Origin of the sequence: Bradyrhizobium diazoefficiens, from assembly GCF_016612535.1 — a bacterium.
GTDB lineage: Bacteria > Pseudomonadota > Alphaproteobacteria > Rhizobiales > Xanthobacteraceae > Bradyrhizobium > Bradyrhizobium diazoefficiens_C.
The window spans coordinates 1958482-1981531 of record NZ_JAENXS010000002.1 but is presented as its reverse complement, the minus strand read 5'-3'; the positions used below and the strand labels follow the sequence as shown (position 1 = coordinate 1981531).

Below are 23050 nucleotides of genomic sequence, written 5' to 3'. Positions count from 1 at the left end.
GACGGCTTACTTCACCGCCAGCCGCAGGAAACTCATTACGCTGCCGAGTGCAGCAAAGCCTGCACCTAACGCCAGCGCGACAATGGCGCCGTTGTGACCGGCCGTCGCAAAGCAGGCGGCGGCAAGGGCTGCACCGGTCGTCTGTCCCGTCAGGCGCGCGGTGGCGACGATGCCCGAGGCGCTGCCGCTGCGGTGCGGCGGCGCGCTTCCCATCACCGCCTTCATGTTGGGCGCCTGGAAGAAGCCAAAGCCCATGCCACACATCGCCATCCGCCAGATGATGTCGGGAATGGCGGGATTGGCAGGGAGCAGGGCCAGCAGCGCCATGCCGATGCCGAGCAGCACGAGGCCGATGCCGCCCAGCAACCCGACCTGATGGCGATCGGAGAGGCGGCCGGCGATCGGCGCCATGATGCCGACCACCAGCGGCCATGGCGTCATGAAGAAGCCGGTCTCGACCTGCGAACGTCCGAGCACGTCCTCGAAATAGAATGGCAGCGAGACGAAGGCGAGGCCTTGCACGACGAAGGAGCAGACTGCCGTCGCGGCCGACAGCGCGAACATCGGCCGGGCGAACAGGTCGATCGGCAGCATCGGCGCCGGATGGTCGGCATGACGGCGCGTTAGGATAAAGCCGAGCACGAGCGCCGTGACGAGCTCGATGCCTACGACGACCGGCGACAGCTTATGCGCGGCGCTGCCGATGCCCGTGATGAACAGGCCGAGGCAGGCGGAGGCGAGGGCCGCGCCGAGAAAATCAAAACCGTGATCGGCCCGCGGCGTCTTCGGCAGCATCGCAAAGCCGATGCCGATCGCGACGAGGCCGAACGGGATGTTGACGGCGAACAGCCACGGCCACGGCCCGACCGCGAGGATGGCCGACGCGATCGACGGGCCGAAGGTGAAGGCGGTTGCAACCACCATTGCATTGTGACCGAAGCCGCGGCCCTGCATCCGGCCGGGATAGACGAAGCGCACCAGCGCGGTATTGACGCTCATGATGCCGCTGGCGCCCAAGCCTTGCAGCGTACGCGCCACCAGCAGGCTGTCCAGCGACCAGGCGACCGCGCAGAACAGCGAGGCGATGGTGAACAGCACGAGGCTGCCGAGATAGATGCGCTGGTGCCCGACGATTTCGCCGAGCGCGCCGAGCGGCAGCAGCGTCGCCACCAGCGCGATCTGGTAGACGTTGACGACCCAGACCGACTGCTCCGGGCTGACATGCAGATCGGCGGCAATGGCAGGCAGCGCGATGTTGGCGATCGCGGTATCAAGCGAAGCCATCGCCAGCGCGGTGAAGATCGCGGCGATCGCCCAGCGGCGCTGGTCGGCCGGCAGGCCATCGGCAACGGGATGATCGGGCGCACGCGCAGCGGCAGGTAACGTGATTGTCATTGCCTTGCGCGTTCTCCGACAGCGGGGCCCAAATGGTCTGTCCGGCTGTACTACGCCGAAGGTCGCTTCCACAGGCATATGCTTGCATGCATTGTATGCGCGAAGGTCAGGCGATGAGCCTGCGTGCCGGTCGTATGATCGCGCCAGCTACCGCTTCGCAGGGGATCGCCATGCAAATCGTCGTTCTGCCGGGAGACGGCATCGGACCCGAGATCACGACCGCGACAACGGGCGTGCTGCGCGCGGCGTCCGAACGTTTCCAGCTCAATCTGCGGCTGGAGGAGCATGCGGTCGGGCACGCGAGCCTGAAGCTATCAGGCACGACCGTGCGCCCCGAGCTGCTCGATATTGTCCGCGCCGCCGACGGCCTCATCCTCGGGCCGACCGCGACGTTCGACTTCAAGGACGAGGCGCATGGCGAGATCAATCCGTCGCGCCACTTCCGTAAGAGCCTCGATCTCTACGCCAACATCAGGCCCGCGCGCACTTATGCGGGACGGCCCGGCCGGTGCGGGGATTTCGACCTCGTCGTGGTGCGCGAGAACACCGAGGGGTTTTACGCCGACCGCAATATGGAGCAGGGCAACGGCGAGCTGCTGGTCACATCAGACGTTGTGATCTCGCTGCGGCGGATCACTCGCCTCTGCTGCGAGCGCATCGCGCACGCCGCCTGCCGTCTGGCGATGAAGCGGCGCAAGCACCTCACCATGGTGCACAAGGCCAATGTGCTCAAGATCGGCGACGGCATGTTTCTCGACATCTGCCGCGCGGCGGCGAAGACCTATCCCGGCCTCGCAGTCGACGACATCCTGGTCGACGCCATGATGGCGCATGTGGTGCGCAACCCCGACCGCTTCGACGTCATCGTCGCCACCAACATGTTCGGCGACATCCTGTCCGATCTCACCGCCGAACTCTCCGGCAGCCTCGGCCTCGGCGGTTCGCTGAATGTCGGCGACCGCTACGCCATGGCGCAGGCCGCACACGGCTCGGCGCCTGACATCGCCGGACAGGACGTCGCCAACCCGGTGTCGCTGATCCTCTCGACGGCGCTGCTGCTCGCCTGGCACGGCGAGAAGAGCGGTGCCGTCCGCTACGAGGAGGCCGCGCGTGCGATCGAGGCGGCGGTGGCGAAGGCGGTCGGCGAGGGCAGGGCGACGCGCGATGTCGGCGGCAAGCTCGGCACGATCGCGGCGGGCGCTGCGATCGCCGAGATCCTGCAGGCGGAGTGAGCTGCGGCTGATTTTTTTGATGAGGCTCGAAACATAAGTCGAAAACAACCCCATGCACAGTAGAGCGCCCTTTGAACAACAAAGGGTTTTTCAGGCGATGTCGCGACGGCATTTTTGGCGGAGCGAAGTTGACACGTCGGGCAAAACACCTGCACGATGTCATCATGGCGGCGATCGTAGCCCTCCGTCGAAAGAGCAGTTAACCAGGTCGATATTGCTATTGGTCACGCGAAATCAGGCCAATCCCAAGCCGCCGTCGATGGCGATTACCTGGCCGGTCATCCACCCCGAAGCGGGCCCGGCGAGTTGGACGATCCATTCGGCGACATCGTCGGGTACTCCGCGGCGGCCGAGCGGTATGCTGGCGCGCTCCTGTTCCTCGACCGCTGCGGCTTGTTGAGCGGACAATCCCATCATGCCGGTCAGCGCGCCTGTCTCCGTTGGGCCTGGGGCGACGGCGTTCACCCTGATGCCGAATGGCGCCAGCTCCAGCGCCCAGCACCGCGTCAAATGCTCCACGGCCGCCTTGCTGGCTGCGTAGTGAGACAGTCCGGCCGCCGCCTTGTGCCCGAACGTGCTGGAGATGTTGACGATCGTGCCGCGGGTGGCCTTGAGGTGAGGAAGCGCGGCAGAGGCGAGCAGACTTGGACCTGATATGTTGACGGAGGAGATGTCCGCGATGCGATCGGCAGTCGCGTCGGCCAGCGACAGGATCGCACCGGCGCCGGCATTGTTGACCAGCGCATCGAGGCGCCCCCACGTGTCGAGTGCTTTCGCAATCGTTCGCTTGGCATCTTCGGCGGAAGCCGCGTCCGCCGTCATCCCGGCGATATTTGCGTGTTGCAGCATTGCCTCTTGGATCGGGCCCGCACGGCGGCCGGTGACGAGCACCTGGTAACCCTGTTTCGCGAAGCGTAACGCCGCCGCCCGCCCGATGCCTGAACTTCCGCCTGTAATGACAACGACTCTTCGATCTTGCATGTTCGAATCTCTTGCGCGGTCGACCGCACTGTCCGGTTGGATTGAAGACGAGTTTATAGATTGCCGCGGTCCGTTTCGATTTTCGGCACCCCGGCAGTTGCGAAGGATTTGAACCAGAGCGCGACCTCACTCATCCCGTGAGCGCGCGCCCTGGTTCGGTCTGGCTCAATAGCGGTCAGTAGTCCCAGAAGACCGGCACCCAGCGAAAGGCATCGCCGTCGACCGCGACATGGCCGACAGATGGGAACGGCATGTGAGTAGCGACCAGCAGTTCGCCGGTCTTCGCAAGCTCTCGCAAGAGACGGACGCGAACGCGCGCCGCTTCCTCTGGATCATGTTCGAAACCGTTGTGCCACTCTGGATGTTCGAACCCGACAGCAAACACGGCGTCGCCGGCGAATGTCAGTGCGTCGCCGCCGGACGCCACGCGAACCACGCTGTGTCCGGGGGTGTGACCGCCGGTGCGGCGGACGACGACGCCAGGTGCGACCTCGTGCTCCTGGTCGAACTGCCGCAACTGATCGCCGTACTCCTTCACAAACTGCTTGGCGGTCGCCCGAAGCGCGTCCGGAAATCCGGGCGGCATGGAGACGCGCGAAAAATCGGGCGACTCCCAGAACTTCACCTCCGCCGCGGCCACGTGGATCCGCAGGTCCTTGCGCAGCCGCGCCTTCACGCCGTCGACGAGCAGCCCGCCCACATGATCCATGTGCATGTGGGTCAGCACCAGGTCGGTCACGGACGCAAGATCGATCCCGGCCGCCTCCAGTCGCTTGATCAACTGCCCGGCCCGGGGCAAGTGCAGGTCCGGGTCGGACCCCAGTCCAGCATCGATGAGGATGGTCCTGTCGCCGCTTCGCACCATCACTGCATTGAGTGCCCAGTCGAAGGCGTCCGGCGGCAGGAACATGTCGTCCAGCCAGGCTGCGCGGACCGCGGGGTCGGCATTGTGCGCCAACATGGTGGTTGGAAGCGGCAGCACGCCGTCGCTAACCACCAGCACGTCGATCTCGCCGATACGCACCGCGTAGCGCGACGGGACGAGCTCTTCGGGTTTCGATGTAACGGGGGAGGATGCGTTGTGCAGGTTCATGTTTGTCTCCTGTTGAAGATTGTGGATGGTAGATGCCTAGAGAGCGGTGACGCGCTCCGGATCGGCCGAGGCGAGCGCAGCTGCGCGCTCGGCTTTGGGCGGATAGATCCAGACCGTGTTGATTTCCTGCTTTGTCTTCTTGGCGACGTCGCCGACCATCTCGACCGTGCGCTCCCAGCCGCGGGTGAACAGCGCGCCGGCTTCGCCGAGGTCGAGGCAGGTGACGTAGGGCTTTTGGTGGTACGGCCTGGTCGGAACGCCCAGGAGCTCGGCGGCGGCGTTGTTGCCGGCAAAGGCGCCCATTCGGGTCGCATGCTGACACGACATCAGCGCGTAATTGCCGACATCGTCACACGCGGCCCGTGCAGCATCGCCGGTGGCAAAGACGCCATCCACCGAAGGCACGCGAAGAGCACGGTCGACCAGCAGCCGGCCGAATTGGTCGCGCTCGGCGGGGATCTGTGCCGTCAGCGGAGCGGCGCGCATACCGGCGGCCCAGATGACCGTTTCGCATTCAATCCGTTCGCCGCTGGAGAGCGTGACGCCGGACTTGTCGAGCGAGGCGACGCCGACGCCGAGCCGGGTCTCGACGTCGAGCTTGCGCAGCGCATCCTCGATGACGGGGCGAGGGCCTGCGCCCATGTCGGGGGCGATCGCCTCGTTGCGGTCGACAATGACCACGCGCAACCGCGCGTCATTGCCGAGAATCTCGCGCAGCCGCGATGGCACCTCGGTTGCGGCCTCGATCCCGGTGAAGCCGCCGCCTGCCACGACAACGGTATTGCGCGCCTTCGTGGCCGGGCGGCTCGACAGGCTATGCAGGTGACGATCGAGCGCGATGGCGTCATCAAGCTGGTCGACGCTAAAGCCGTGCTCGGCCAGGCCGGGAATGTCCGGGCGGAACAGGCGGCTGCCCGTTGCGACGACCAGCCGGTCATAGGACAACTTCTTCTTGGTCCCCTTGTTGGCGGCAGCGATCTCGACCACCCTTGCCCTGGTATCGATCACCTCGGCATGGCCTTGGACGTAGACGACGTCGATCGCCTTCAGGACGTCCTGCAACGGTGCCGTCAGGGTTTCGGGTTTCGGTTCATAGAGCCGCGGGCGAACGACCAGCGTCGGCTCGGGTGCTACGAGCGCGATCTCGAGCTTTTCGGGCGAGACACCCTGGATGTCGCGAAGGCGGGCAGCGGAAAGTGCGGCATACATGCCGGCGAAGCCGGCGCCGATGATGACGATACGCATGTCGATTGTTCCTTGATTGAGGTGATTGCGATGAAGATGCGGTTCACGCCGTCGCGAATTTGAGCAGGTCGGCGTTGACGATGTCGGGATGTGTCGTGCAGACCCCGTGCGGCAGCAGGTCGTAGATCTTCAGGCTGCCGTGCTTCAGAAGCCGGGCCGACATCGGTGCCGAGTCGGCAACAGGGACGATCTGGTCGTCGCTGCCGTGCAGGACGAGCGTCGGCACGCCGATGCTTTTCAGATCTTCGCTGAAGTCGGTTTCGGAGAAGGCCTTGATGCCGTCGTAATGGGCCTTGCTGCTGCCCATCATGCCTTGACGCCACCAGTTCCAGATCGCCGCCTGCGAAGGCTCCGCGCCCGGACGATTGTAGCCGTAGAACGGGCCGCTCGCGAATTCGAGGAAGAACTGCGATCTGTTGGCGGCAAGCTGTCGGCGCAAGCCATCGAAGACCTCAAGAGGCAATCCGCCGGGATTTGACTCGGTCTTCAGCATCAGGGGCGGCACGGCGCCGATGAGCACCATCTTGGCCACACGATCCCGGCCATGACGCGCGACGTAGCGCGTGGCCTCACCGCCACCCGTCGAATGGCCGATGTGAATGGCGTTGCGAAGATCGAGATGCTCGGCGAGCGCCGCAACGTCGGCCGCATAATGATCCATATCGTGTCCGTCGCTGACGTGGCTCGATCGGCCATGGCCGCGGCGATCATGCGCGATTACGCGAAAGCCCTTGCCGAGGAAGAAGAGCATCTGGGCATCCCAGTCGTCGGCGCTGAGCGGCCAGCCGTGATGGAAGACGATCGGCTGCGCGGATTTCGGTCCCCAGTCCTTGTAGAAGATATTCACACCGTCGCTTGTGGTGACGGCAGTCGCGACGTCATTCCTCCCGGTCGAGAGGGCCGCGGCTTTCATGTCGCCGCCCGCTGCCGAGGTGGAGCGGACGGTCATGGAAGCCGCGTACATGAGCGTTGTTGCGAGAATGTTTCGCCGCGAGGTGGTCGCGAGCCGGCTGACAGAACTGATCAAGGCCATTTGCAATTTCCGTTTCAGTGGTGTGGCGCCACGATTCCTAGCGAACCGCATGTGCTGATGCCCCAGCGCGATTGACGCGATTGCAGCGCGATTGCTGCTAACGCGTGCGCCGCCGCCAATCGCGCGGCGATTCCCCGGTCAACTTTCGAAATGCGGCGGCAAAGGCGGTCTGCGAGGAGTAGCCGAGCGTGGCCGCGATCGAGACGACGGATACATCACTATCGCGCAGCATGTTCATGCCCTGCTCGAGTCGGTGCTGGCGCAGCCAGGCATGAGGAGAAAGCCCGGTACTGTCCTTGAATGCGCGGCAGAAGTGAAAGCGCGACAGGCTGGCCTCTGCAGCGAGAGCTGCGAGCGAGACGTCGGCATCGCTGTCTGAGCGCAGCCGCTCGATCGCGCGGAGCAGCGTCTTCGGCGCAAGGCCACCCCTGGTTGGCGCGATCATGTTCGGCGAGCCGGTGTGCGCAACAAGGAGACGCGTCGCCAACAGATCCATGAGTTGCTGCCTGAACAGGGTGTCCAGCGCCTGGTTGCCCTCCAGTACATCCGCTGCACTCAAGAGCAATCGGGACGTCACGGGATCGGGATGCGCGGTTCGCTCCAGGAGATCGGCCGGTGAGCCGGCTTCGGCCTCGTCCGCAACACGCTTCAGCGTCATGTGTGGAAGATAGAGCTGAACGACGTCGACAGGTTTCGGAATGTCCCAGCGGGAGCTCGATCCTTCCGGAATAACGATCACGACGCCTGGACGAAACGTTCCAATCGCGACAGATCGTCCGGACCGCCGCTCCATCCGCTGGACCGAGCCGTTGTAAGCCATGATGACGTGGTGGCTCATGGGCTCGACGATGTCGTGCAACGGCTCGTGCTTCCAATGGGCAATTCCGGCGCCGGACGAGTCCAATGCCATGCGAAAAGGAGCCGTCCCGAGCACGCGGGCCATCTCCACGTCGGCAGGGGGGCGGTCGCCAGCCGGCGCGGCGTCGCGCCGGGGTTGAGATGCGGCAGGCATTTCATTCGGAGACTCGCGCAAGATGACCTTGCTCATGGACTTTCGCTCATATGGGGGCAGCGTCGCTGGTCCCGCGACGTCATGATCATGGCGTCAGCCGCCGCATGACGGGGGCTGGACGGCTGGTCTGGTGATCGCTTGCTCAACGGATCGACCGGGGACGAAGGCGATCCGTTGCAGCTCCGGCACGTTGAGTTGCGGGTTTTAGGCCGCGCGAAAATCCGCGTCTTTCCCGATGCTGCCCTCGGTTGCCTGATCCTGCTCTGCGGACCCCTCGCGCGTGTAGCTTGCGTGCATTTGTGAAAAGTCGTGATCTCCACGTTTCGGATGACACCCTCCGGTCGTCTGGGCATGAAACTGCATCATTTTGAAATGATTGCTGAATTTGATGCGGAGTGGTCCGCGGCGAGGAGCAGGCCCGCTCGGGTGCGACGTCGTCGGTCGTGGACAGCAATGGGCGAATAGCCGATATACCCTGTTCGAAATGGCAGGTTGCTGTGGCCTGCTCTCGAACCCTCACAGAAGAGAAAAATGAAGACCAGCACAGGTGCTTACGGTGAACGGCTCGGAGATTTTCTCCGCCTTGAGCAAGCGCCGCCCACGCTGCTGACCCGTTCGCTGCGCAGCAGCGAGCTTGCGGTCACGGAAACACGCAACGACAATCCTGTGCCCGGTCTTTCCGGCTCGTTTGCAGCGGAAGATGCCTATCTCGTCAGCCTGAAGCTGCGCGACTATCCGGAGTGCGAGATCTGGGGGCAGGGCCGTCACATCAAGAAGACGGATGTCCACGCCGGCACGACCTATCTGTACGATCTCAAGGCCGATCCGCGATACGTGATCGACAAGCCGTTTCACTCTCTCCATTTCTACGTGCCGTGTTCGGCTCTCGATGGTCTCACCGATCAATCGGGGACGCCGCGCATCGATGCGCTCGATTGCAGGCCCGTCGGGCACGATGACGCCATCGTCCGCCATATCGGCGCTTCCTTGCGCGAGGGTCTGCGCCGGCCGGCCGAGGCCAACCAGCTCTTCATCGATCACATGATGCTGGCGCTGACCGCGCACGTCGCTCAGGCTTATGGCGGCTTTCGGCACAAGGCCGAAACCAGCCGGAGCACGCTTGCGCCATGGCAGGTGGCGCGCGCTTGCGAAAAACTCGAATCGGATCTTGGCGGCAAACTGCCATTGCAGGCGATCGCGGCCGAACTCGGCCTCTCCGTCGGCTATTTCTCGCGCGCGTTTCGGGCCTCGACCGGCCTGCCGCCGTATCGCTGGCTTCAGCATCATCGCGTGAGAACCGCCAAGCGTTTGATGAGCGTGCGCGGTGTGTCACTGTCGGAGGTTGCGATTTCGGCCGGCTTTGCCAACCAGAGCCACTTCACGCGAGTCTTCTCCGCCATAGCCGGCGTCAGCCCGGGTGCATGGCGTCGTGATGCGCTGGGAGCAGCAAGCCGCGAAGGGTGATCTGCATTGCTTTCTTGACGCGAACCGGTATCCACTTCGCTCGAAATGGCTTCAGTCGATGATGATGTCGTTGCCCTCCGCCTTCAGGCGGGCGAGATTGTCCTTCATCTGTTGCAGCCGTTCGGGCGCGTGGCCTTGCCACTGCGTCACTTCGGCGATCACCCGCAACGGCTCGCGGGTGCGATATGACAGCGTCGGATTGCCGGGAAACTTCTTGTCCGTCACGTTCGGATCGTCCTCGATCGGCCCGGTCGGCTCCACGACGTAAACGCGTCCAGGTGCGGTGCCTCCGGCCAGCTCGGCGCCCCAGATCGCCGCGTCCAGCGTGGCCGCGAAATAAACCCAGGACAGCGGCTTCACGTCGGTGAAATTGGATTGATAGCCGACGACGATGAGGTCACCGGGTTTCAAATCGGCGCGCGTGCCGTGGAAGAATGATTGCGCGAATACGGTTGCAGCAGATGACATCAGACGATCCTGGAACCGGCCTAGGCTCTCAGAACTGATACCGTCGCAAGCCCCATCCACCGGGATCACCGTCCCCGTGATGTACCGCGCCACCGGCGAGGCGAGAAACACCGCCAGCGCCGCCAGATCCTCCGGCTCGCCCCAATAGCCGACCGGAATTTCTTCCTCGGCAAAACGCTCGCGATAATCTGGTGCATAGTTGCGGCGGATCTGCTCGCTCATGATGCGGCCGGGCGGGATGCAGTTGATGGTGATGCCGTGCTCGCCGATCTCGCGCGACAGGCCCTTGGCCCAGGCGTGAACGGCGGCCTTCGCCGCGAACGCGGCGTTGAGCCCTTCCGGCTCGGACTTGCCGGTGATGTTGACGATGCGGCCCCATTTGCGTTCGATCATCTGCGGCAGCAGCGCGTGCGCAATGCGGCGGTAGCTGGTGAAGTTCAGCGCGATCGCCTCGTCCCATGTGCTGTCGGGCGCATCGACCGGCAGCGGGCGGCTGCCGCCGGCATTGTTGATGAGGATGTCGACATGGCCGAGCTCCTTGAGTGCGAAGGCTGCGATCCTCTCCGCCGCGTCCTTGGCCATCACGTCCTGCTCGAGCGGCGTGATCAGTCCGCCGCCAACCTCTTGCACAAGCTGCGCGAGCAGGTCGGTGCGCCGCGCCACGCCCACCACGCGGACGCCTTCGGCAGCCAGGCCCTTGGCAATGGCGCGGCCGATGCCGATGCTTGCTCCGGTGACAACAGCGGTTTTCGATTTGAGCCCGAGGTCCATGGTCACACGCTCTCTTGTTGGCTTTTTGGTTGTTGCCGTTGGTTTGGTGTTCGTTTGACGTTCGTTTTCCTGCCCTGTCCGGGTGCGGCGATTTGCCCGACCGGGACGAGCAGTGGTAACCAAGAGCGACCGCGAAGGAAATAAAGAAAAGGCTTGAACGATGGTATGGGATCCGCAGCAATATCTGAAATTCTCCGGTCACCGGCTCCGGCCCGCGGTCGACCTGTTGATGCGGATTCCCGATGTTGGCCCGCGCACGGTCGCTGACCTTGGCGCGGGCGCCGGCAACGTGACAAAACTCATCAAGGAGCGCTGGCCGTCCGCGACGGTGACCGGCGTCGAGGGCTCGGCCGAGATGGTTGCCGCCGGTCGCAAAGCCGCGCCGGACGTGGAATGGTCACATGAAGACCTCGGCCATTGGCATCCCGCGAAGCAATATGACGTGGTCTATTCCAATGCCGCACTGCACTGGCTGCCCAATCATGCGGCACTCTTCCCGTCGGTGATGGAGAGGGTCGCGCCCGGCGGCATGCTTGCAGTGCAGATGCCGCGCAACTTTCTGGCGCCGTCGCATGTCCTGATCGGCGAGACCGCCCTCAACGGGCCCTGGCGGTCCAAGGTCGAGCACCTCGTCACGCCGCCGCCGGTCGAGGGGCCGGCCTTCTATCACGACTTGCTGGTACCGCTATCAGAGACCATCGATATCTGGGAGACCGAATATCTCCAGGTGCTCGAGGGCGAGAATCCTGTGAAGGAGTGGACCAAAGGGACCTGGCTGACGCGCTATCTCGACGTGTTGGAAGGCAATGAGGCGGTTGCTTTTGAAGCGGCCTATGGCGAGCGGGTCGCGAAGGCCTATCCGAAGAATGCAGCGGGGCAGACGCTATTTCCGTTCCGGCGGCTGTTCATGGTCGCCCAGCGTAACCGTTAACACTCGTTGCAGGTACGACTAAAATATTCCGTCCTGCGGACTGGATCGCGCGCCAGTATCCGTCTAGAAGCTCAGCCACCTGAACGGGGCTACCGGCTTCGGCTTAGGTGTAATTGATCATCGCGTGGTTTGCTGCCACGACTGGGCCGGAACTAAAACAACAATCTGGTCCGGATTCACTGGGGAGGTTCTTGATGCGTAAACTGCTTCTTGCGGTCGCTGCGGCCGCTGTTTTGTTCGTTCCTGCCGCAAGCCAGGCACAGAGTCCGATCATCATCAAGTTCAGTCACGTCGTCGCCAACGACACGCCGAAGGGCAAGGGCGCGCTCAAGTTCAAGGAGCTCGCCGAGAAATATACCGACGGCAAGGTCAAGGTCGAGGTCTATCCGAACTCCTCGCTCTACAAGGACAAGGAGGAGATCGAGGCGCTGCAACTCGGCTCGGTGCAGATGCTTGCGCCTTCGACCGCGAAATTCGCCCCGCTCGGTGTCAAGGAGTTCGAGGCGCTCGACCTGCCCTGGCTGTTCAAGGACGACAACACCTATGCCAGCGCCATGAAGGGCACGCTCGGCAAGTATCTATTCCAGAAGCTCGCAACCAAGGGCATCACCGGCCTCGCATACTGGGACAATGGGTTCCACATGGTGTCCGCGAACCGTCCGCTGATAAAGCCGACCGATTTCCAGGGGCTCAAGTTCCGCATTTCCGGTTCGAAGATCGCCGATCAGTATTTCCGCCTTGTTGGATCGATCCCACAGATCATAGCGTTCTCCGAAGTCTACCAGGCACTACAGACGGGCGTGGTCGACGGCTGCGAGAACACCGCCTCCAACTACCTGACGCAGAAATTCTACGAGGTGCAGAAGGACATCACCGTGTCCTATCACGCGCATCTGCAATACGCCGTGATCGTCAATTCCAAGTTCTGGGCAGGGCTGCCGCCGGATATCCGCACCCAGCTCGAGAAGGCGATGGCGGAGGCGACCGATTACACCAACTCGATCGCGCGCAAGGAGAACGAGGACGCGCTTGCCGAGATCAAGAAATCGGGCAAGACCACACTGCACTACCTCTCCGACGACGATCGCAAGGCTTGGCAGGCCGCGATGGCGCCGACCTATAAGTGGGCAAAGGGCCGGGTTGGGCAAGAAGTTCTCGACCTGATCTCCAAGGAACTCGACGTCAAGACGAACTGACGATCGGCCCTTCCGAAAACAAGAAGAAAAGAAGCGGTCCGGTCGGGAGTGGATCACACTCCCGACCGTTCGGTCTTTCATGGCAAGCTGATTTAGGGGGACTAATTTGCTTCGCGCGTTAAATCGTGGGCTCGATCATCTCGAGGAGTGGCTGATCGCGGCGCTTATCGCAGCTGCAACCGGATTGATCTTCGTTGCGGTCGTCCATCGCTACGGCGCCGGACTATCGGTTGATGTCGCCAGATGGGCGACCTCGCACGGGCTGACACCACTGGCGTCGGGGATGATGGATATCTTCTCCTTCCTGTCTGCGCTCGACCTGTCCTGGGCGCAGGAACTCTGCATCTACATGTTCATCTGGATGGCGAAGTTCGGCGCGGCTTACGGCGTGCGCACCGGCATCCATGTCGGCGTCGATCTGCTCGTCAACCGCCTGCCCGAACATTCGCGCAAGCAGGTGATCCTGTTTTCGCTGCTGTGCGGCGCGTTGTTCACCGGCATGATCGCCACCTTCGGCGCCTCGTTTGTTTCCGAGATGTTCAAGACCGGGCAGCAGTCGAACGATTTGGAAGCGCCGATGTGGTTCGTCTATCTGGCGATCCCGCTCGGCTCCGGCCTGATGTGCTTCCGCTTCCTCCAGGTCTCCTGGTTCTATTACTGGACCGGCGAGCTGCCGCATCATGACGAGACCCATGTCGAGGGCGTGGAGACCGACATCTCGCCGGCGCTGCATCCGCAACCTGCCGGTGCGGCGACGAGGGCGGCCGCCCGAAAGGTCTCGCCGCTCGGCGTGATCCTGATCATGGCGCCGATTCTGATCTTCGCGATGTGTCTTGCCGAGAAGTTCGGCGTGTTCGCACTGCCGCAATGGATGCGGGCTGCGACGGTGTTCGCGCTCCTGATCTCGCTGATGCTGACCGGCATTCCGGTCTCGATCGCGCTCGGCCTCACCGTGATGACCTTCCTGTTCACGTTGACGACTGTGCCGATCGAAGCGGTCTCGATGAAGCTCTTCACGGGTATCGAGGGCTTCGAGATCATGGCGATCCCGTTCTTCATTCTGGCGGGCAATTTCCTCACCCATGGCGGCGTCGCGCGCCGCATGATCAATTTCGCGACCTCGCTGATCGGACACTGGCACGGCGGCCTCGGCTTGGCTGGCATCGTCGCCTGCGCGATGTTCGCGCTGGTGTGCGGATCGAGCGTCGCGACCGTGGCCGCGATCGGCGCGATCGTGCTGCCCGAGATGGTCCGCCACGGCTATCCCATGCGCTTCGGCGCCGGCATCATCACGGTCGCGGGCTCGCTCGGCATCCTGATGCTGCCGTCGATCCCCAAGATCGTCTATGCGGTGTCGACCAATACCTCGATCGGGGCGCTGTTCGTTGCAGGCCTGCTCCCCGGCATCATGCTGACGACCATGCTCTGCATCGTCACTTGGTGGCTCGCGCGCAGTCGCGATTATCCGCGGCTGCCGAAGGCGAGCTGGGGCGAGACTTGGTACGCCTTCCGCGAGAGCATCTGGGGCCTGTTGCTCGTCGTCATCATCATCGGCGGCATCTATAGCGGCTTGTTCACCGCGACCGAGGCCGCCGCGATGGCGGCGGTCTACTCGTTCTTCATCTCGGTCTTCGTCTACAAGGCCATCGGCATGAAGGACGTTCCGCGGGTGCTGCTGCGCGCTGCCAACACCAGCGCGATGCTGCTCTACATCGTCACCAACGCCGTCCTGTTCTCCTTCGTGCTCGCCAACGAGAACCTGCCGGCGATACTCGCGGACTGGATCACTGCGCAGAATCTCGGCTGGGTCGGCTTCCTGGCGGTCGTCAACGTTCTCTTGCTGCTCGCCGGCAACTTCATGGAGCCGAACTCGATCATCCTGATCATGGCCCCGATCCTGGCGCCGGCGGCCAAGAAGCTCGGCATCGACCTCGTCCATTTCGGCATCGTGATGGACGTCAACATGGAGGTCGGCCTCTGCCATCCGCCTGTCGGATTGAACCTCTACGTCGCCTCGATGATCGCCCGCATGCGCATCACCGATCTGGCGGGGGCGGTGATGCCGTGGCTGCTCACCATGCTCGGCTTTCTCGTCATCGTGACCTATTGGCCCGATTTGACGCTGTGGTTGCCGCGGGTGCTGGGAATGCATTGAGGCCGTACGTCGTAGCCCGGATGGAGCGAAGCGTAATCCGGGATTCTGTCGCATCTCGATAGAAGATCCGGATTGCGCTTCGCTCCATCCGGGCTACGCATTGCTCCTCCACCGACGGTGGCAATCGACCGCGAGATGCGGTTAGATGATCACAACAAGCCGGGAGGATACAGAGATGACAGGCACATCCAGCAGCGAGCCGAAGGATGCAACGCCGTCCGTCATTGCACAGCAAACGGCGATGCTGAACGCGTTGCCGCTTTCCGACACGCGGGATTTCGACGATGCGGCGCGCGGCTTCCTCGGCACGATCGAGCACGCCGAGATCACCAACCCGCAAGGGCGGACGGTCTGGAGCTTGAAGCCCTACGACTTCCTGTCCACTGAGGAGGCGCCGCCCACGGTCAATCCGAGCCTTTGGCGGCAGTCGCGGCTGAACATGCAGCACGGCCTGTTCGAGGTCGTGCCCGGCATCTACCAGGTGCGCGGGCTCGATATCGCCAACATGACGCTGATCGAAGGCGACAGCGGCGTCATCGTCGTCGACACCCTGACCTCGATCGAGGGAGCGCGTGCCGCGCTGGATCTCTACTACAAGCATCGCGGCCAGCGGCCGGTCGCGGCCGTCATCTTCACCCACACCCACACCGACCATTGGGGAGGTGCGCGCGGCGTGCTGGAGGAGGATGCGCTCGCCACTGCCAGCGTGCCCATCATCGCGCCGAACCTGTTCATGGAGCACGCCGTCTCCGAGAACATCATCGCCGGTCCCGCAATGCTGCGCCGGGCACAATATCAGTTCGGCCCGTTCCTCGCCAAGGGGGCACGAGGGCAGGTCGATTGCGGCCTCGGCAAGTCGATGGCGGCCGGCTCGGTGGCATTGCTGCGGCCGACCGATCTGATCATGGCGACCGGCGACAGGCGCATCATCGACGGCGTCGAATTCGAATTCCAGATGGCGCCGAACAGCGAAGCGCCGGCGGAGATGCACTTCTTCATCCCGCGTTACAAGCTGTTGAACCTCGCCGAGAATTGCACGCACAATTTCCACAATCTGCTGCCGTTCCGCGGCGCCGATGTGCGCGATGCGCTGGCGTGGTCGAAGTACCTCAACGAGGCGCTGCATCTGTGGGGCGGCAAGGCCGAGGCGATGTGCGGCCAGCATCACTGGCCGGTGTGGGGGCGTGAGCGCATCGACACCATGATCCGCGAGCAGCGTGACCTCTACAAATTCGCGCATGACCAGACCATCCGCCTGATGAACCACGGGCTGAACGCGGCCGAGATCGCCGAGACGATCCAGCTGCCGAAGAGCCTGGAGGGCGCCTGGCACGGCCGCGGCTATTACGGCCACATCAGGCACAACGTGAAAGCGATCTACCAAAAATATCTCGGCTGGTACGACGCCAATCCGGTCAACCTCGATCCGCTGCCGCCTGTGGAGTCCGGCAAGAAGTATGTGGAGTACATGGGCGGTGCCGACGCGATTCTGGCGCGCGCGCGTGCCGATTTTGACAAGGGCGAGTTCCGCTTCGTCGCGCAGGCGCTCGGCCATCTCGTCTTCGCCGAGCCGGACCATCAGGCCGCGCGTGCGCTGCTGGCCGACACGCTGGAGCAGCTCGGCTATGCCGCGGAGAGCTCGACCTGGCGCAACGCCTATTTGTTCGGCGCGCAGGAATTGCGCCAGGGCATGCCGAAGACCCCGCCACGCTCGCCGATGCCGCGCGAGACGCTGGCGGCTTTGCGCACCGAGCAACTCTGGGACGTGCTCGGCATCCGGCTCAACGGCCCGAAGGCCGAGGGCAAGCACATCGTGCTGAACTGGAGTTTTTCGGATACCGGCGAGACGTTCGTGCTGAACCTGGAAAACTCCGCGCTGACCTATACCGAAGGCGTCCAGGCCGAAAATGCCGATGCCAGCTTCACGCTCGCGCGCGCGACGTTTGACGATGTCATCGCGAAACTGACGAGTTTTCCGGAGGCGGTTGCCAGCGGAAAGGTCGAGCTATCCGGCAACCCGATGCGGCTCGCCGAGCTGATGGGCCTGATGGACGAATTCCCGCGGATGTTCGAGATCGTGGAGCCGAAGCGGGCGGTGGTGAGGTAGGTTTCTCGTGTCCCGGACGCACGCGTCCGGGACACGAGAGTGCGGCTGCTACTCCGCGCTGCTCACCAGCTTGATCCGTGGCTCGGTGGCCTCGGTCAGGCTGCGATAGGCGGCGAGATAGTCCAGTGCCATCCGCCGCGCGGTAAAACGCGCTTCGAACTGCTTGCGGATGGCTGTGCGGTCGAGTTGCGCAAGGCGGTTGACGACGCCGGCGGCGCTGAGGACGTCCTCGACCACAAAGCCGGTGAGGCCCTCGTCGATGATCTCCGGCACCGAGCCGCGGTTGAAGGCGACGACCGGCGTGCCGCAGGCCATCGCTTCGATCATCACCAGGCCGAACGGCTCCGGCCAGTCAATCGGCAGCAAGAGACCGAGCGCGCCGCTGAGGAAGTCAGATTTTTCGTGATCGCTGATCTCGCCGATGAAATCGACCAGCGGATTGTTCTGGATCATCGGCTTGATCAGCTCGTCGTAATAATCCTGATCGGCACGATCGACCTTGGCCGCGATCTTCAGCGGAATCCCGCAATGCATCGCGATCTTGATGGCGCGGTCGACGCCTTTCTCCGGTGCGATGCGGCCGAGCACGGCAAGATATTCCTGGCGAACCGGCTTCGGCGTCAGCAGGTTTTCCGGCAGGCCATGGTGAATCGTCTTCACCCAATTCGCCTGCGGCACCGGCCGCCGCTGCGCGTTCGAGATCGAGATCACCGGCATCTTGGAAAAGGTGCTGAACACCGGCTGATGCTCCGGCAGATCGAGCCGGCCGTGCAGCGTGGTCAGGAATGGCGTCGGCTGCCGGTAGAACAGCGACCACGGATAATAATCGAGATGGAAGTGGAGGAAGTCGAACTCCTCGTCGTCAGATTTCCGCCGCACGCGCTCGAGCAACACCATGTGCAGCGCGTTGGGATCGCGCACGGAACCGTCGAGGCGAAGCGCCCGCGGCCATAACGCGTCCAGCTTCGCCGACGTCTGCGAATCGCCGCTGGCGAACAGCGTGACGTCGTGACCAAGGGCAACCAACTCTTCCGTCAACCAGTGCACCACCCGCTCGGTGCCGCCATACAGCTTGGGTGGAACAGCCTCCGTCAACGGAGCTACCTGCGCGATGCGCATCTCACCTTCTCCTCTGCGATCATGTGAACGTTGAACCCCGCCGTGTATCGGCACCGGCATGCCAGTCAAGGGAACGTTCCCGCAGTTGCGAAGTTCCTCTCAACGAACGTTACTTGTTCGACACATCACGCGCGCGTCTCGATACCGCCATCACCTCTTCTCAGATCGTCCGCATCCGCATGTCGTGATGGTGTTGCCCGGGAACCGAGCGAAGCGGTCGATGTTCAATCGGCAAGCAAGAACAATTGGAATCATCACGACGGGGTCGAGTGTCACATGGATCATCTTTCTGGGTACGCGCGCAGGCCATTTGCCTTTGTCTTGCGCTATCTGCGGCGTCGATTGGCGTCGCATCTGGTGATCCTGTGCGCCGTCATTGCCGCCGTTGCCTGCTCAGTGGGCACGCAATACGGCGTCAAATCGCTTGTCGACAGTTTGTCGGCGGGAACCTCGCATGGTGGCAGCGTATGGCTGGCATTCATTCTGCTCATGTCGCTGATCGCTGCCGACAACTTTCTGTGGCGGATCGCGAGCTGGACCGCGAGTTTCACCTTCGTCCGTGTCACGGGTGATTTACGCCGTGACATATTTCGTCATCTCACAGGACACGCGCCGAGTTACTTCTCGGACAGAATGCCGGGCATGTTGACCAGCCGCATTACCGCCACATCCAACGCCGTATTTACGGTCGAGAACATGTTCGTCTGGAACGTGTTGCCGCCGTGCATCGCCACGGTTGCGGCGATCGCGCTGATTGGAACCGTCAGCCCTTATATGGCGCTCGGCCTGATCGTGATCGCCGGCGGCATGGTGATCGCGATGTTCCACCTCGCCGCGGCCGGCAAGCCGCTGCATGACGATTTTGCCGACAAGGCCGCCGTGGTCGATGGCGAGATGATCGACGTCATCAGCAACATGCCGCTGGTCCGCGCCTTCTGCGGCATCGGCCATGAGCACGAGCGGTTCGACGCCACCGTCAACCGGGAACTCACCGCGCGAAGCCGCAGTCTTCGTTACCTGGAGAAGTTGCGGCTTTTGCATGCCGCCGTGACCGTGATTCTGACGGTCGCCCTGATGGCCTGGGCGGTCACGCTCTGGCAGCAGGGCGAGGCGACGACCGGCGATGTTGTCCTGGTCTGTACCCTCGGAATCTCCATCCTGAGTGCGACCCGCGACTTGGCTGTGGCTCTGGTCGACGTCACCCAACATGTCGCACGATTGACCGAGGCGATAGCGACGCTGCTGGTGCCGCATGAACTGCGTGATCACCCCGAGGCCGAACCGCTGGTGAAGAGCGGTGCCGCGATAGCATTCAACAATGTCACCTTCGGCTATCCCGGCGGTGAGAAGATCTTGGAGCGCTTCAGCCTGCGGCTTCAGCCCGGCCAGCGCGTCGGTCTGGTCGGTCAGTCCGGCGGCGGCAAGTCCACGCTATTCACTCTGCTTCAGCGTTTCTATGATGCCGACGAAGGTAGCATCACGGTCGACGGCCAGGACATCTCCATGGTCACGCAGCAGAGCCTGCGCGAGGCGATTTCGGTCGTGCCGCAGGACATTTCGCTGTTCCATCGTTCGATACGCGAGAACATCCGCTACGGCCGGCCCAACGCGACCGACGACGAGGTGCTGCGCGCGGCCATTGCGGCACGCTGCGACTTCATCGACAGTCTTCCGGAGGGACTCGACACCATGGTCGGCGACCGCGGCGTGAAAATGTCCGGCGGCCAGCGTCAGCGCATTGCGATTGCGCGCGCCTTCGTCAAGGACGCGCCGATCCTGCTGCTCGACGAGGCGACCGCGGCGCTCGACAGTGAATCCGAGGAGGCCATTCGTGAGGCATTGACGCGGCTGATGCGCGGTCGCACCGTGATCGCAATCGCGCATCGCCTCGCAACGCTGCGCAATTTCGATCGCGTGATCGTGCTGAGGAATGGTAAGATCATCGAGGATGGTGCGCCCGACCGCCTGATGCAGGGCCACGGTCCGTACCGTGAGCTGGTGACGCAGGAAATGAGCCGGCTCGCGAAGTTCGCCGCGTAAACCAACAGTTGCGTTTGCGTTGGTCGCGTTCGAAAATCAAGCCGCAGGGGAGCAGCTCATGGCAGCCGAAGCCGCAACCAAGATCATTTCGGTATCGCAGACGATAGAGGCCGTCGCCGAGCAGGCGTTCTACATTCCGATGACGGGCCCCGCCGCGCGACCGCGGCGGTCGCTCAAGCACGACGATACGTTCATTGTGCTGGACAGCCACGGCGACATCGGTGCGTCAGCCGGCGGGCCGGATGGCCTGTTCAACTGCGACACCCGCTATCTGGCGCGGCTGGAGCTCGTGCTCGACGATCTCCAGCCGTTGTTGCTTGGCTCGAACCTGCGCGACGACAACTCGGGATTGACGGTCGACCTCACCAATCCCGACATCTATCGCCAGGATCGCATCGTCCTGCAAAAGGACCTGCTGCACATCGTGCGCACGATCTTCCTGTGGCGCGGCACGGCCTATCAGCGCATCGGGCTGCAGAACCACGGCGAGCAGCGCGCCAGCTTCGAGTTGACGCTGCTGTTCGACAACGATTTCGCCGATTTGTTCGAGGTGCGTGGCGAGCGGCGCCCACGCCGTGGGACCGGCACCAGCAAGCTGCTCGGGCCGACCGATGTGCTGTTCGAATATCGCGGTCTCGACGAGGCCGAGCGAACCACCGGCCTGCATTTCGATCCGCGCCCGACGCGGCTCTCGGTCAATGCCGCGACCTGGCAGCTCGAGCTGGATCCCCATGAGTCCAAATCGCTGTTCGTGGCGGTGTCCTGCAACCGGCCGATCGCGGAGAAGCCGGCGCGCTTCTTCAGGGGCCTGCTGGCGCATCGCCGCGAGATGCGGCAGTTGACGGTCGGCGCGGCCAGCATCGAGACCTCCAACAACATCTTCAATGAGGTGCTGTGCCAAGCCATGGCCGACCTCAATATGTTGATGACGGAGACGCCTCAGGGGCGTTATCCCTATGCCGGCATTCCCTGGTACTCGACCACGTTCGGCCGCGACGGACTGATCACCGCGCTCCAGATGCTGTGGGTCGATCCGCAGGTCGCCAAGGGCGTACTGCGTCGGCTCGCGCATTTCCAGGCCACGGCGGTCGATCCGCTCGCCGACGCTGCGCCGGGAAAAATCCTGCACGAGATGCGTGGCGGCGAGATGGCGGCGCTGCGCGAAGTGCCGTTCTCGCAATATTACGGCAGTGTGGATTCGACCGCCTTGTTCGTCCTGCTCGCTGGACGTTATGTCGAGCGCACTGGCGACGAGACAACGCTGACCGAGCTGTGGCCCGCGATCGAGGCGGGGCTGGCCTGGATCGACGGCCCGGGCGACCCTGATGGGGACGGCTTCGTCGAATATCAGCGTGCCACCGAGAAAGGGCTGGCCAACCAGGGCTGGAAGGATTCTTACGACGCGATCTTCCATGCCGACGGCAAGCTCGCGGAAGGCAATATCGCGCTCGCCGAGGTCCAGGGCTATGTCTACGCCGCCAAGCGGCTCGCCGCGCGATGCGCGCTGCGGCTCGGCAAGCCTGACGTCGCGAAGAGGCTCGAGGCGGAGGCCAAGGCGCTGGCCGAGCGTTTCGAAAAGGCGTTCTGGTGCGAGGAGCTCGGCACTTATGCGGTGGCGCTCGACGGCAAGAAGCGGCCCTGCAAGGTGCGCACCTCGAATGCCGGGCAGGTGCTGTTCAGCGGCATGATCCGCGAGGATCGCGCGCGTCTCGTCGCCGCCGATCTGATGGGGCCGCACTTCTTCTCGGGCTGGGGCATCCGCACCGTCGCCCGCGGCGAGGTGCGCTACAACCCGATGTCGTATCACGACGGCTCGATCTGGCCGCATGACAATGCGCTGATCGCGCTCGGTCTTGCACATTACGGGCTCAAGCACGCGGTCGCGCACGTCTTCAAGGGCCTTTTCGATGCCGCGACGTACATGGATCTGCGGCGGCTGCCGGAATTGTTCTGCGGCTTCCGGCGCGAGAAGCGGCGTGGCCCGACGCTCTATCCGGTGGCCTGCGCGCCGCAGGCCTGGGCCAGCGCCACGCCGTTCACGCTGCTGGAGGCGGCGCTCGGCATCGAGTTCGACGTCGCCCGCCGTGAGATCCGGCTGCGCAATCCGCATCTGCCGGCGTTCCTGAACGAGATCATCTTGCGCGATCTGCGATTGGGCGAATCCGCCGTCGATCTGCGCGTGAGCAGCCACGGCGATGACGTGGCGCTGGAGGTGCTCCGCACGCGCGGTCAGATCCAGGTGTCGATCGTGCTCGCGCGCTAGCGGCGTGCGGCAAGGAGGGTGCATGCGTATCGCCGGATGGTTGGTCCTGAGCGTGGCGATCGTCGCGGGAGTGACGGTTGCCGTATCGCACGCCGCGGAGGAGCAGCCGGCGGCCGCAAGCGAAGCGAACGCCCCGCCGAATGCGCAGCCGCCGGCCTCGGTGGTGCCGGTCACGCCGAAAGGCGCGGCGCCGCCGCCGTCGGTAACCATCATCGGCGCGAGTGATGCCCATGGCGTGCTCGGACGCGACGTGCGCAGTGCGGCGGACGAGGACATGGGCCATATCGTCGACGTCATCGTCGATCTGACCGGCCATGTGCGTGCGGCCGTGATCGATTTCGGCGGCTTCCTCGGGGTCGGCAGCCGCAAGATCGTGGTCGACTGGAACGCGCTTCGTTTCGGCAAGATCACCAACAAGAAGGACAGCATCACGCTGGAATTGACCAAAGCGCAGGTCGCGGCCGCGCCGGAATACAAGGAAGATACGCCGATGGTCGTGCTCGGCGCCTCCGGCAGCCTGCAACCGCTGCAAGCGGTTCAGTGAG

Annotated in this window: 17 protein-coding genes and 2 pseudogenes; 10 read left to right on the top strand and 9 right to left on the bottom strand. The window is 63.6% G+C overall.

What is annotated here, in order from left to right; all coding sequences use genetic code 11:
- Window positions 1-6 precede the first annotated feature (6 nt).
- Window positions 7-1395: an MFS transporter gene (locus JJE66_RS26165; RefSeq protein ID WP_200517338.1), complete on the bottom strand. Its 1389-nt coding sequence runs from the start codon at window positions 1393-1395 to the stop codon at window positions 7-9.
- Window positions 1396-1565: 170 nt separating this feature from the next.
- Here JJE66_RS26165 and JJE66_RS26160 point away from each other — a divergent pair, with 170 nt between their 5' ends.
- Window positions 1566-2627 carry an isocitrate/isopropylmalate dehydrogenase family protein gene (locus tag JJE66_RS26160; protein WP_200517337.1) on the top strand — a complete coding sequence of 354 codons (1062 nt, stop codon included), beginning with the start codon at window positions 1566-1568 and terminating at the stop codon, window positions 2625-2627.
- A 234-nt stretch (window positions 2628-2861) separates the two neighbouring features.
- Here JJE66_RS26160 and JJE66_RS26155 read toward each other — a convergent pair whose 3' ends face one another.
- From JJE66_RS26155 to JJE66_RS26135, 5 genes are all read right to left on the bottom strand, one after another.
- Complete coding sequence (locus JJE66_RS26155) at window positions 2862-3608, bottom strand: SDR family NAD(P)-dependent oxidoreductase (RefSeq protein ID WP_200517336.1); 747 nt, start codon at window positions 3606-3608, stop codon at window positions 2862-2864.
- 175 nt (window positions 3609-3783) lie between these two features.
- Window positions 3784-4701, bottom strand: a complete 918-nt coding sequence (locus JJE66_RS26150) for an MBL fold metallo-hydrolase (protein WP_200517335.1) — start codon at window positions 4699-4701, stop codon at window positions 3784-3786.
- A gap of 36 nt (window positions 4702-4737) precedes the next feature.
- Window positions 4738-5946, bottom strand: coding sequence for an NAD(P)/FAD-dependent oxidoreductase (locus tag JJE66_RS26145; protein ID WP_200517334.1), 1209 nt, complete (start codon window positions 5944-5946; stop codon window positions 4738-4740).
- 43 nt (window positions 5947-5989) lie between these two features.
- On the bottom strand, window positions 5990-6859 hold the full coding sequence (locus tag JJE66_RS26140) for an alpha/beta fold hydrolase (RefSeq protein WP_246756661.1): 870 nt from the start codon (window positions 6857-6859) through the stop codon (window positions 5990-5992).
- 217 nt (window positions 6860-7076) lie between these two features.
- The gene (locus JJE66_RS26135) at window positions 7077-8027 is read right to left on the bottom strand and encodes a helix-turn-helix domain-containing protein (RefSeq protein WP_200517332.1); all 951 of its coding nucleotides are present in this window, start codon (window positions 8025-8027) and stop codon (window positions 7077-7079) included.
- A gap of 495 nt (window positions 8028-8522) precedes the next feature.
- Between JJE66_RS26135 and JJE66_RS26130 the strand changes: the two genes are divergently transcribed.
- Window positions 8523-9455 (top strand): AraC family transcriptional regulator, encoded by a 933-nt coding sequence (locus JJE66_RS26130; protein ID WP_200517331.1) that lies wholly within the window; start codon window positions 8523-8525, stop codon window positions 9453-9455.
- Window positions 9456-9506: 51 nt separating this feature from the next.
- On the opposite strand, the gene arr is transcribed toward JJE66_RS26130, so the two are convergent.
- Both arr and JJE66_RS26120 read right to left on the bottom strand, forming a co-directional pair.
- Window positions 9507-9923 (bottom strand): NAD(+)--rifampin ADP-ribosyltransferase, encoded by a 417-nt coding sequence (arr, locus tag JJE66_RS26125; protein ID WP_200518777.1) that lies wholly within the window; start codon window positions 9921-9923, stop codon window positions 9507-9509.
- 28 nt (window positions 9924-9951) lie between these two features.
- Window positions 9952-10694, bottom strand: a pseudogene (locus JJE66_RS26120) (SDR family NAD(P)-dependent oxidoreductase).
- A gap of 160 nt (window positions 10695-10854) precedes the next feature.
- Between JJE66_RS26120 and JJE66_RS26115 the strand changes: the two are divergent.
- The 5 genes and pseudogenes from JJE66_RS26115 (at window position 10855) to JJE66_RS26100 (ending at window position 17083) form a co-directional block, all read left to right on the top strand.
- Window positions 10855-11625, top strand: coding sequence for a methyltransferase domain-containing protein (locus tag JJE66_RS26115; protein ID WP_200517330.1), 771 nt, complete (start codon window positions 10855-10857; stop codon window positions 11623-11625).
- 194 nt (window positions 11626-11819) lie between these two features.
- The gene (locus JJE66_RS26110; protein ID WP_200517329.1) at window positions 11820-12821 is read left to right on the top strand and encodes a DctP family TRAP transporter solute-binding subunit; all 1002 of its coding nucleotides are present in this window, start codon (window positions 11820-11822) and stop codon (window positions 12819-12821) included.
- A gap of 283 nt (window positions 12822-13104) precedes the next feature.
- Window positions 13105-13449, top strand: a pseudogene (locus JJE66_RS38700) (TRAP transporter small permease); the annotation flags it as partial.
- A gap of 243 nt (window positions 13450-13692) precedes the next feature.
- Window positions 13693-14976 (top strand): TRAP transporter large permease subunit, encoded by a 1284-nt coding sequence (locus JJE66_RS38695; RefSeq protein WP_311980009.1) that lies wholly within the window; start codon window positions 13693-13695, stop codon window positions 14974-14976.
- A gap of 175 nt (window positions 14977-15151) precedes the next feature.
- Window positions 15152-17083, top strand: a complete 1932-nt coding sequence (locus tag JJE66_RS26100) for an alkyl/aryl-sulfatase (protein ID WP_200517327.1) — start codon at window positions 15152-15154, stop codon at window positions 17081-17083.
- 48 nt (window positions 17084-17131) lie between these two features.
- Here the strand turns inward: JJE66_RS26100 and JJE66_RS26095 are convergent, their stop codons facing one another.
- Window positions 17132-18202, bottom strand: a complete 1071-nt coding sequence (locus tag JJE66_RS26095; RefSeq protein ID WP_200517326.1) for a glycosyltransferase family 4 protein — start codon at window positions 18200-18202, stop codon at window positions 17132-17134.
- Window positions 18203-18478: 276 nt separating this feature from the next.
- Between JJE66_RS26095 and JJE66_RS26090 the strand changes: the two genes are divergently transcribed.
- Genes JJE66_RS26090 through JJE66_RS26080 form a run of 3 tightly spaced genes read left to right on the top strand, consistent with a single transcriptional unit; the run spans window position 18479 to window position 23049 of the window.
- Complete coding sequence (locus JJE66_RS26090) at window positions 18479-20242, top strand: ABC transporter ATP-binding protein (protein WP_200517325.1); 1764 nt, start codon at window positions 18479-18481, stop codon at window positions 20240-20242.
- A gap of 58 nt (window positions 20243-20300) precedes the next feature.
- Window positions 20301-22505: an amylo-alpha-1,6-glucosidase gene (locus JJE66_RS26085; RefSeq protein WP_200517324.1), complete on the top strand. Its 2205-nt coding sequence runs from the start codon at window positions 20301-20303 to the stop codon at window positions 22503-22505.
- Window positions 22506-22527: 22 nt separating this feature from the next.
- Complete coding sequence (locus tag JJE66_RS26080) at window positions 22528-23049, top strand: PRC-barrel domain-containing protein (RefSeq protein ID WP_200517323.1); 522 nt, start codon at window positions 22528-22530, stop codon at window positions 23047-23049.
- The last annotated feature ends 1 nt before the right edge of the window (window position 23050 follow it).

What these genes read in the sequence shown, in the direction of transcription:
- JJE66_RS26160 (WP_200517337.1), top strand. Translation starts at nt 1,566, where the DNA reads ATGCAAATCGTCGTTCTGCCGGGAGACGGCATCGGACCCGAGATCACG.
- JJE66_RS26095 (WP_200517326.1), bottom strand. Translation starts at nt 18,202, where the DNA reads ATGCGCATCGCGCAGGTAGCTCCGTTGACGGAGGCTGTTCCACCCAAG.
- JJE66_RS38695 (WP_311980009.1), top strand. Translation starts at nt 13,693, where the DNA reads ATGCGGGCTGCGACGGTGTTCGCGCTCCTGATCTCGCTGATGCTGACC.
- JJE66_RS26155 (WP_200517336.1), bottom strand. Translation starts at nt 3,608, where the DNA reads ATGCAAGATCGAAGAGTCGTTGTCATTACAGGCGGAAGTTCAGGCATC.
- JJE66_RS26090 (WP_200517325.1), top strand. Translation starts at nt 18,479, where the DNA reads ATGGATCATCTTTCTGGGTACGCGCGCAGGCCATTTGCCTTTGTCTTG.
- JJE66_RS26145 (WP_200517334.1), bottom strand. Translation starts at nt 5,946, where the DNA reads ATGCGTATCGTCATCATCGGCGCCGGCTTCGCCGGCATGTATGCCGCA.
- JJE66_RS26110 (WP_200517329.1), top strand. Translation starts at nt 11,820, where the DNA reads ATGCGTAAACTGCTTCTTGCGGTCGCTGCGGCCGCTGTTTTGTTCGTT.
- JJE66_RS26100 (WP_200517327.1), top strand. Translation starts at nt 15,152, where the DNA reads ATGACAGGCACATCCAGCAGCGAGCCGAAGGATGCAACGCCGTCCGTC.
- JJE66_RS26165 (WP_200517338.1), bottom strand. Translation starts at nt 1,395, where the DNA reads ATGACAATCACGTTACCTGCCGCTGCGCGTGCGCCCGATCATCCCGTT.
- JJE66_RS26115 (WP_200517330.1), top strand. Translation starts at nt 10,855, where the DNA reads ATGGTATGGGATCCGCAGCAATATCTGAAATTCTCCGGTCACCGGCTC.
- JJE66_RS26080 (WP_200517323.1), top strand. Translation starts at nt 22,528, where the DNA reads ATGCGTATCGCCGGATGGTTGGTCCTGAGCGTGGCGATCGTCGCGGGA.
- JJE66_RS26135 (WP_200517332.1), bottom strand. Translation starts at nt 8,027, where the DNA reads ATGAGCAAGGTCATCTTGCGCGAGTCTCCGAATGAAATGCCTGCCGCA.
- JJE66_RS26140 (WP_246756661.1), bottom strand. Translation starts at nt 6,859, where the DNA reads ATGAAAGCCGCGGCCCTCTCGACCGGGAGGAATGACGTCGCGACTGCC.
- JJE66_RS26130 (WP_200517331.1), top strand. Translation starts at nt 8,523, where the DNA reads ATGAAGACCAGCACAGGTGCTTACGGTGAACGGCTCGGAGATTTTCTC.
- arr (WP_200518777.1), bottom strand. Translation starts at nt 9,923, where the DNA reads ATGTCATCTGCTGCAACCGTATTCGCGCAATCATTCTTCCACGGCACG.
- JJE66_RS26150 (WP_200517335.1), bottom strand. Translation starts at nt 4,701, where the DNA reads ATGAACCTGCACAACGCATCCTCCCCCGTTACATCGAAACCCGAAGAG.
- JJE66_RS26085 (WP_200517324.1), top strand. Translation starts at nt 20,301, where the DNA reads ATGGCAGCCGAAGCCGCAACCAAGATCATTTCGGTATCGCAGACGATA.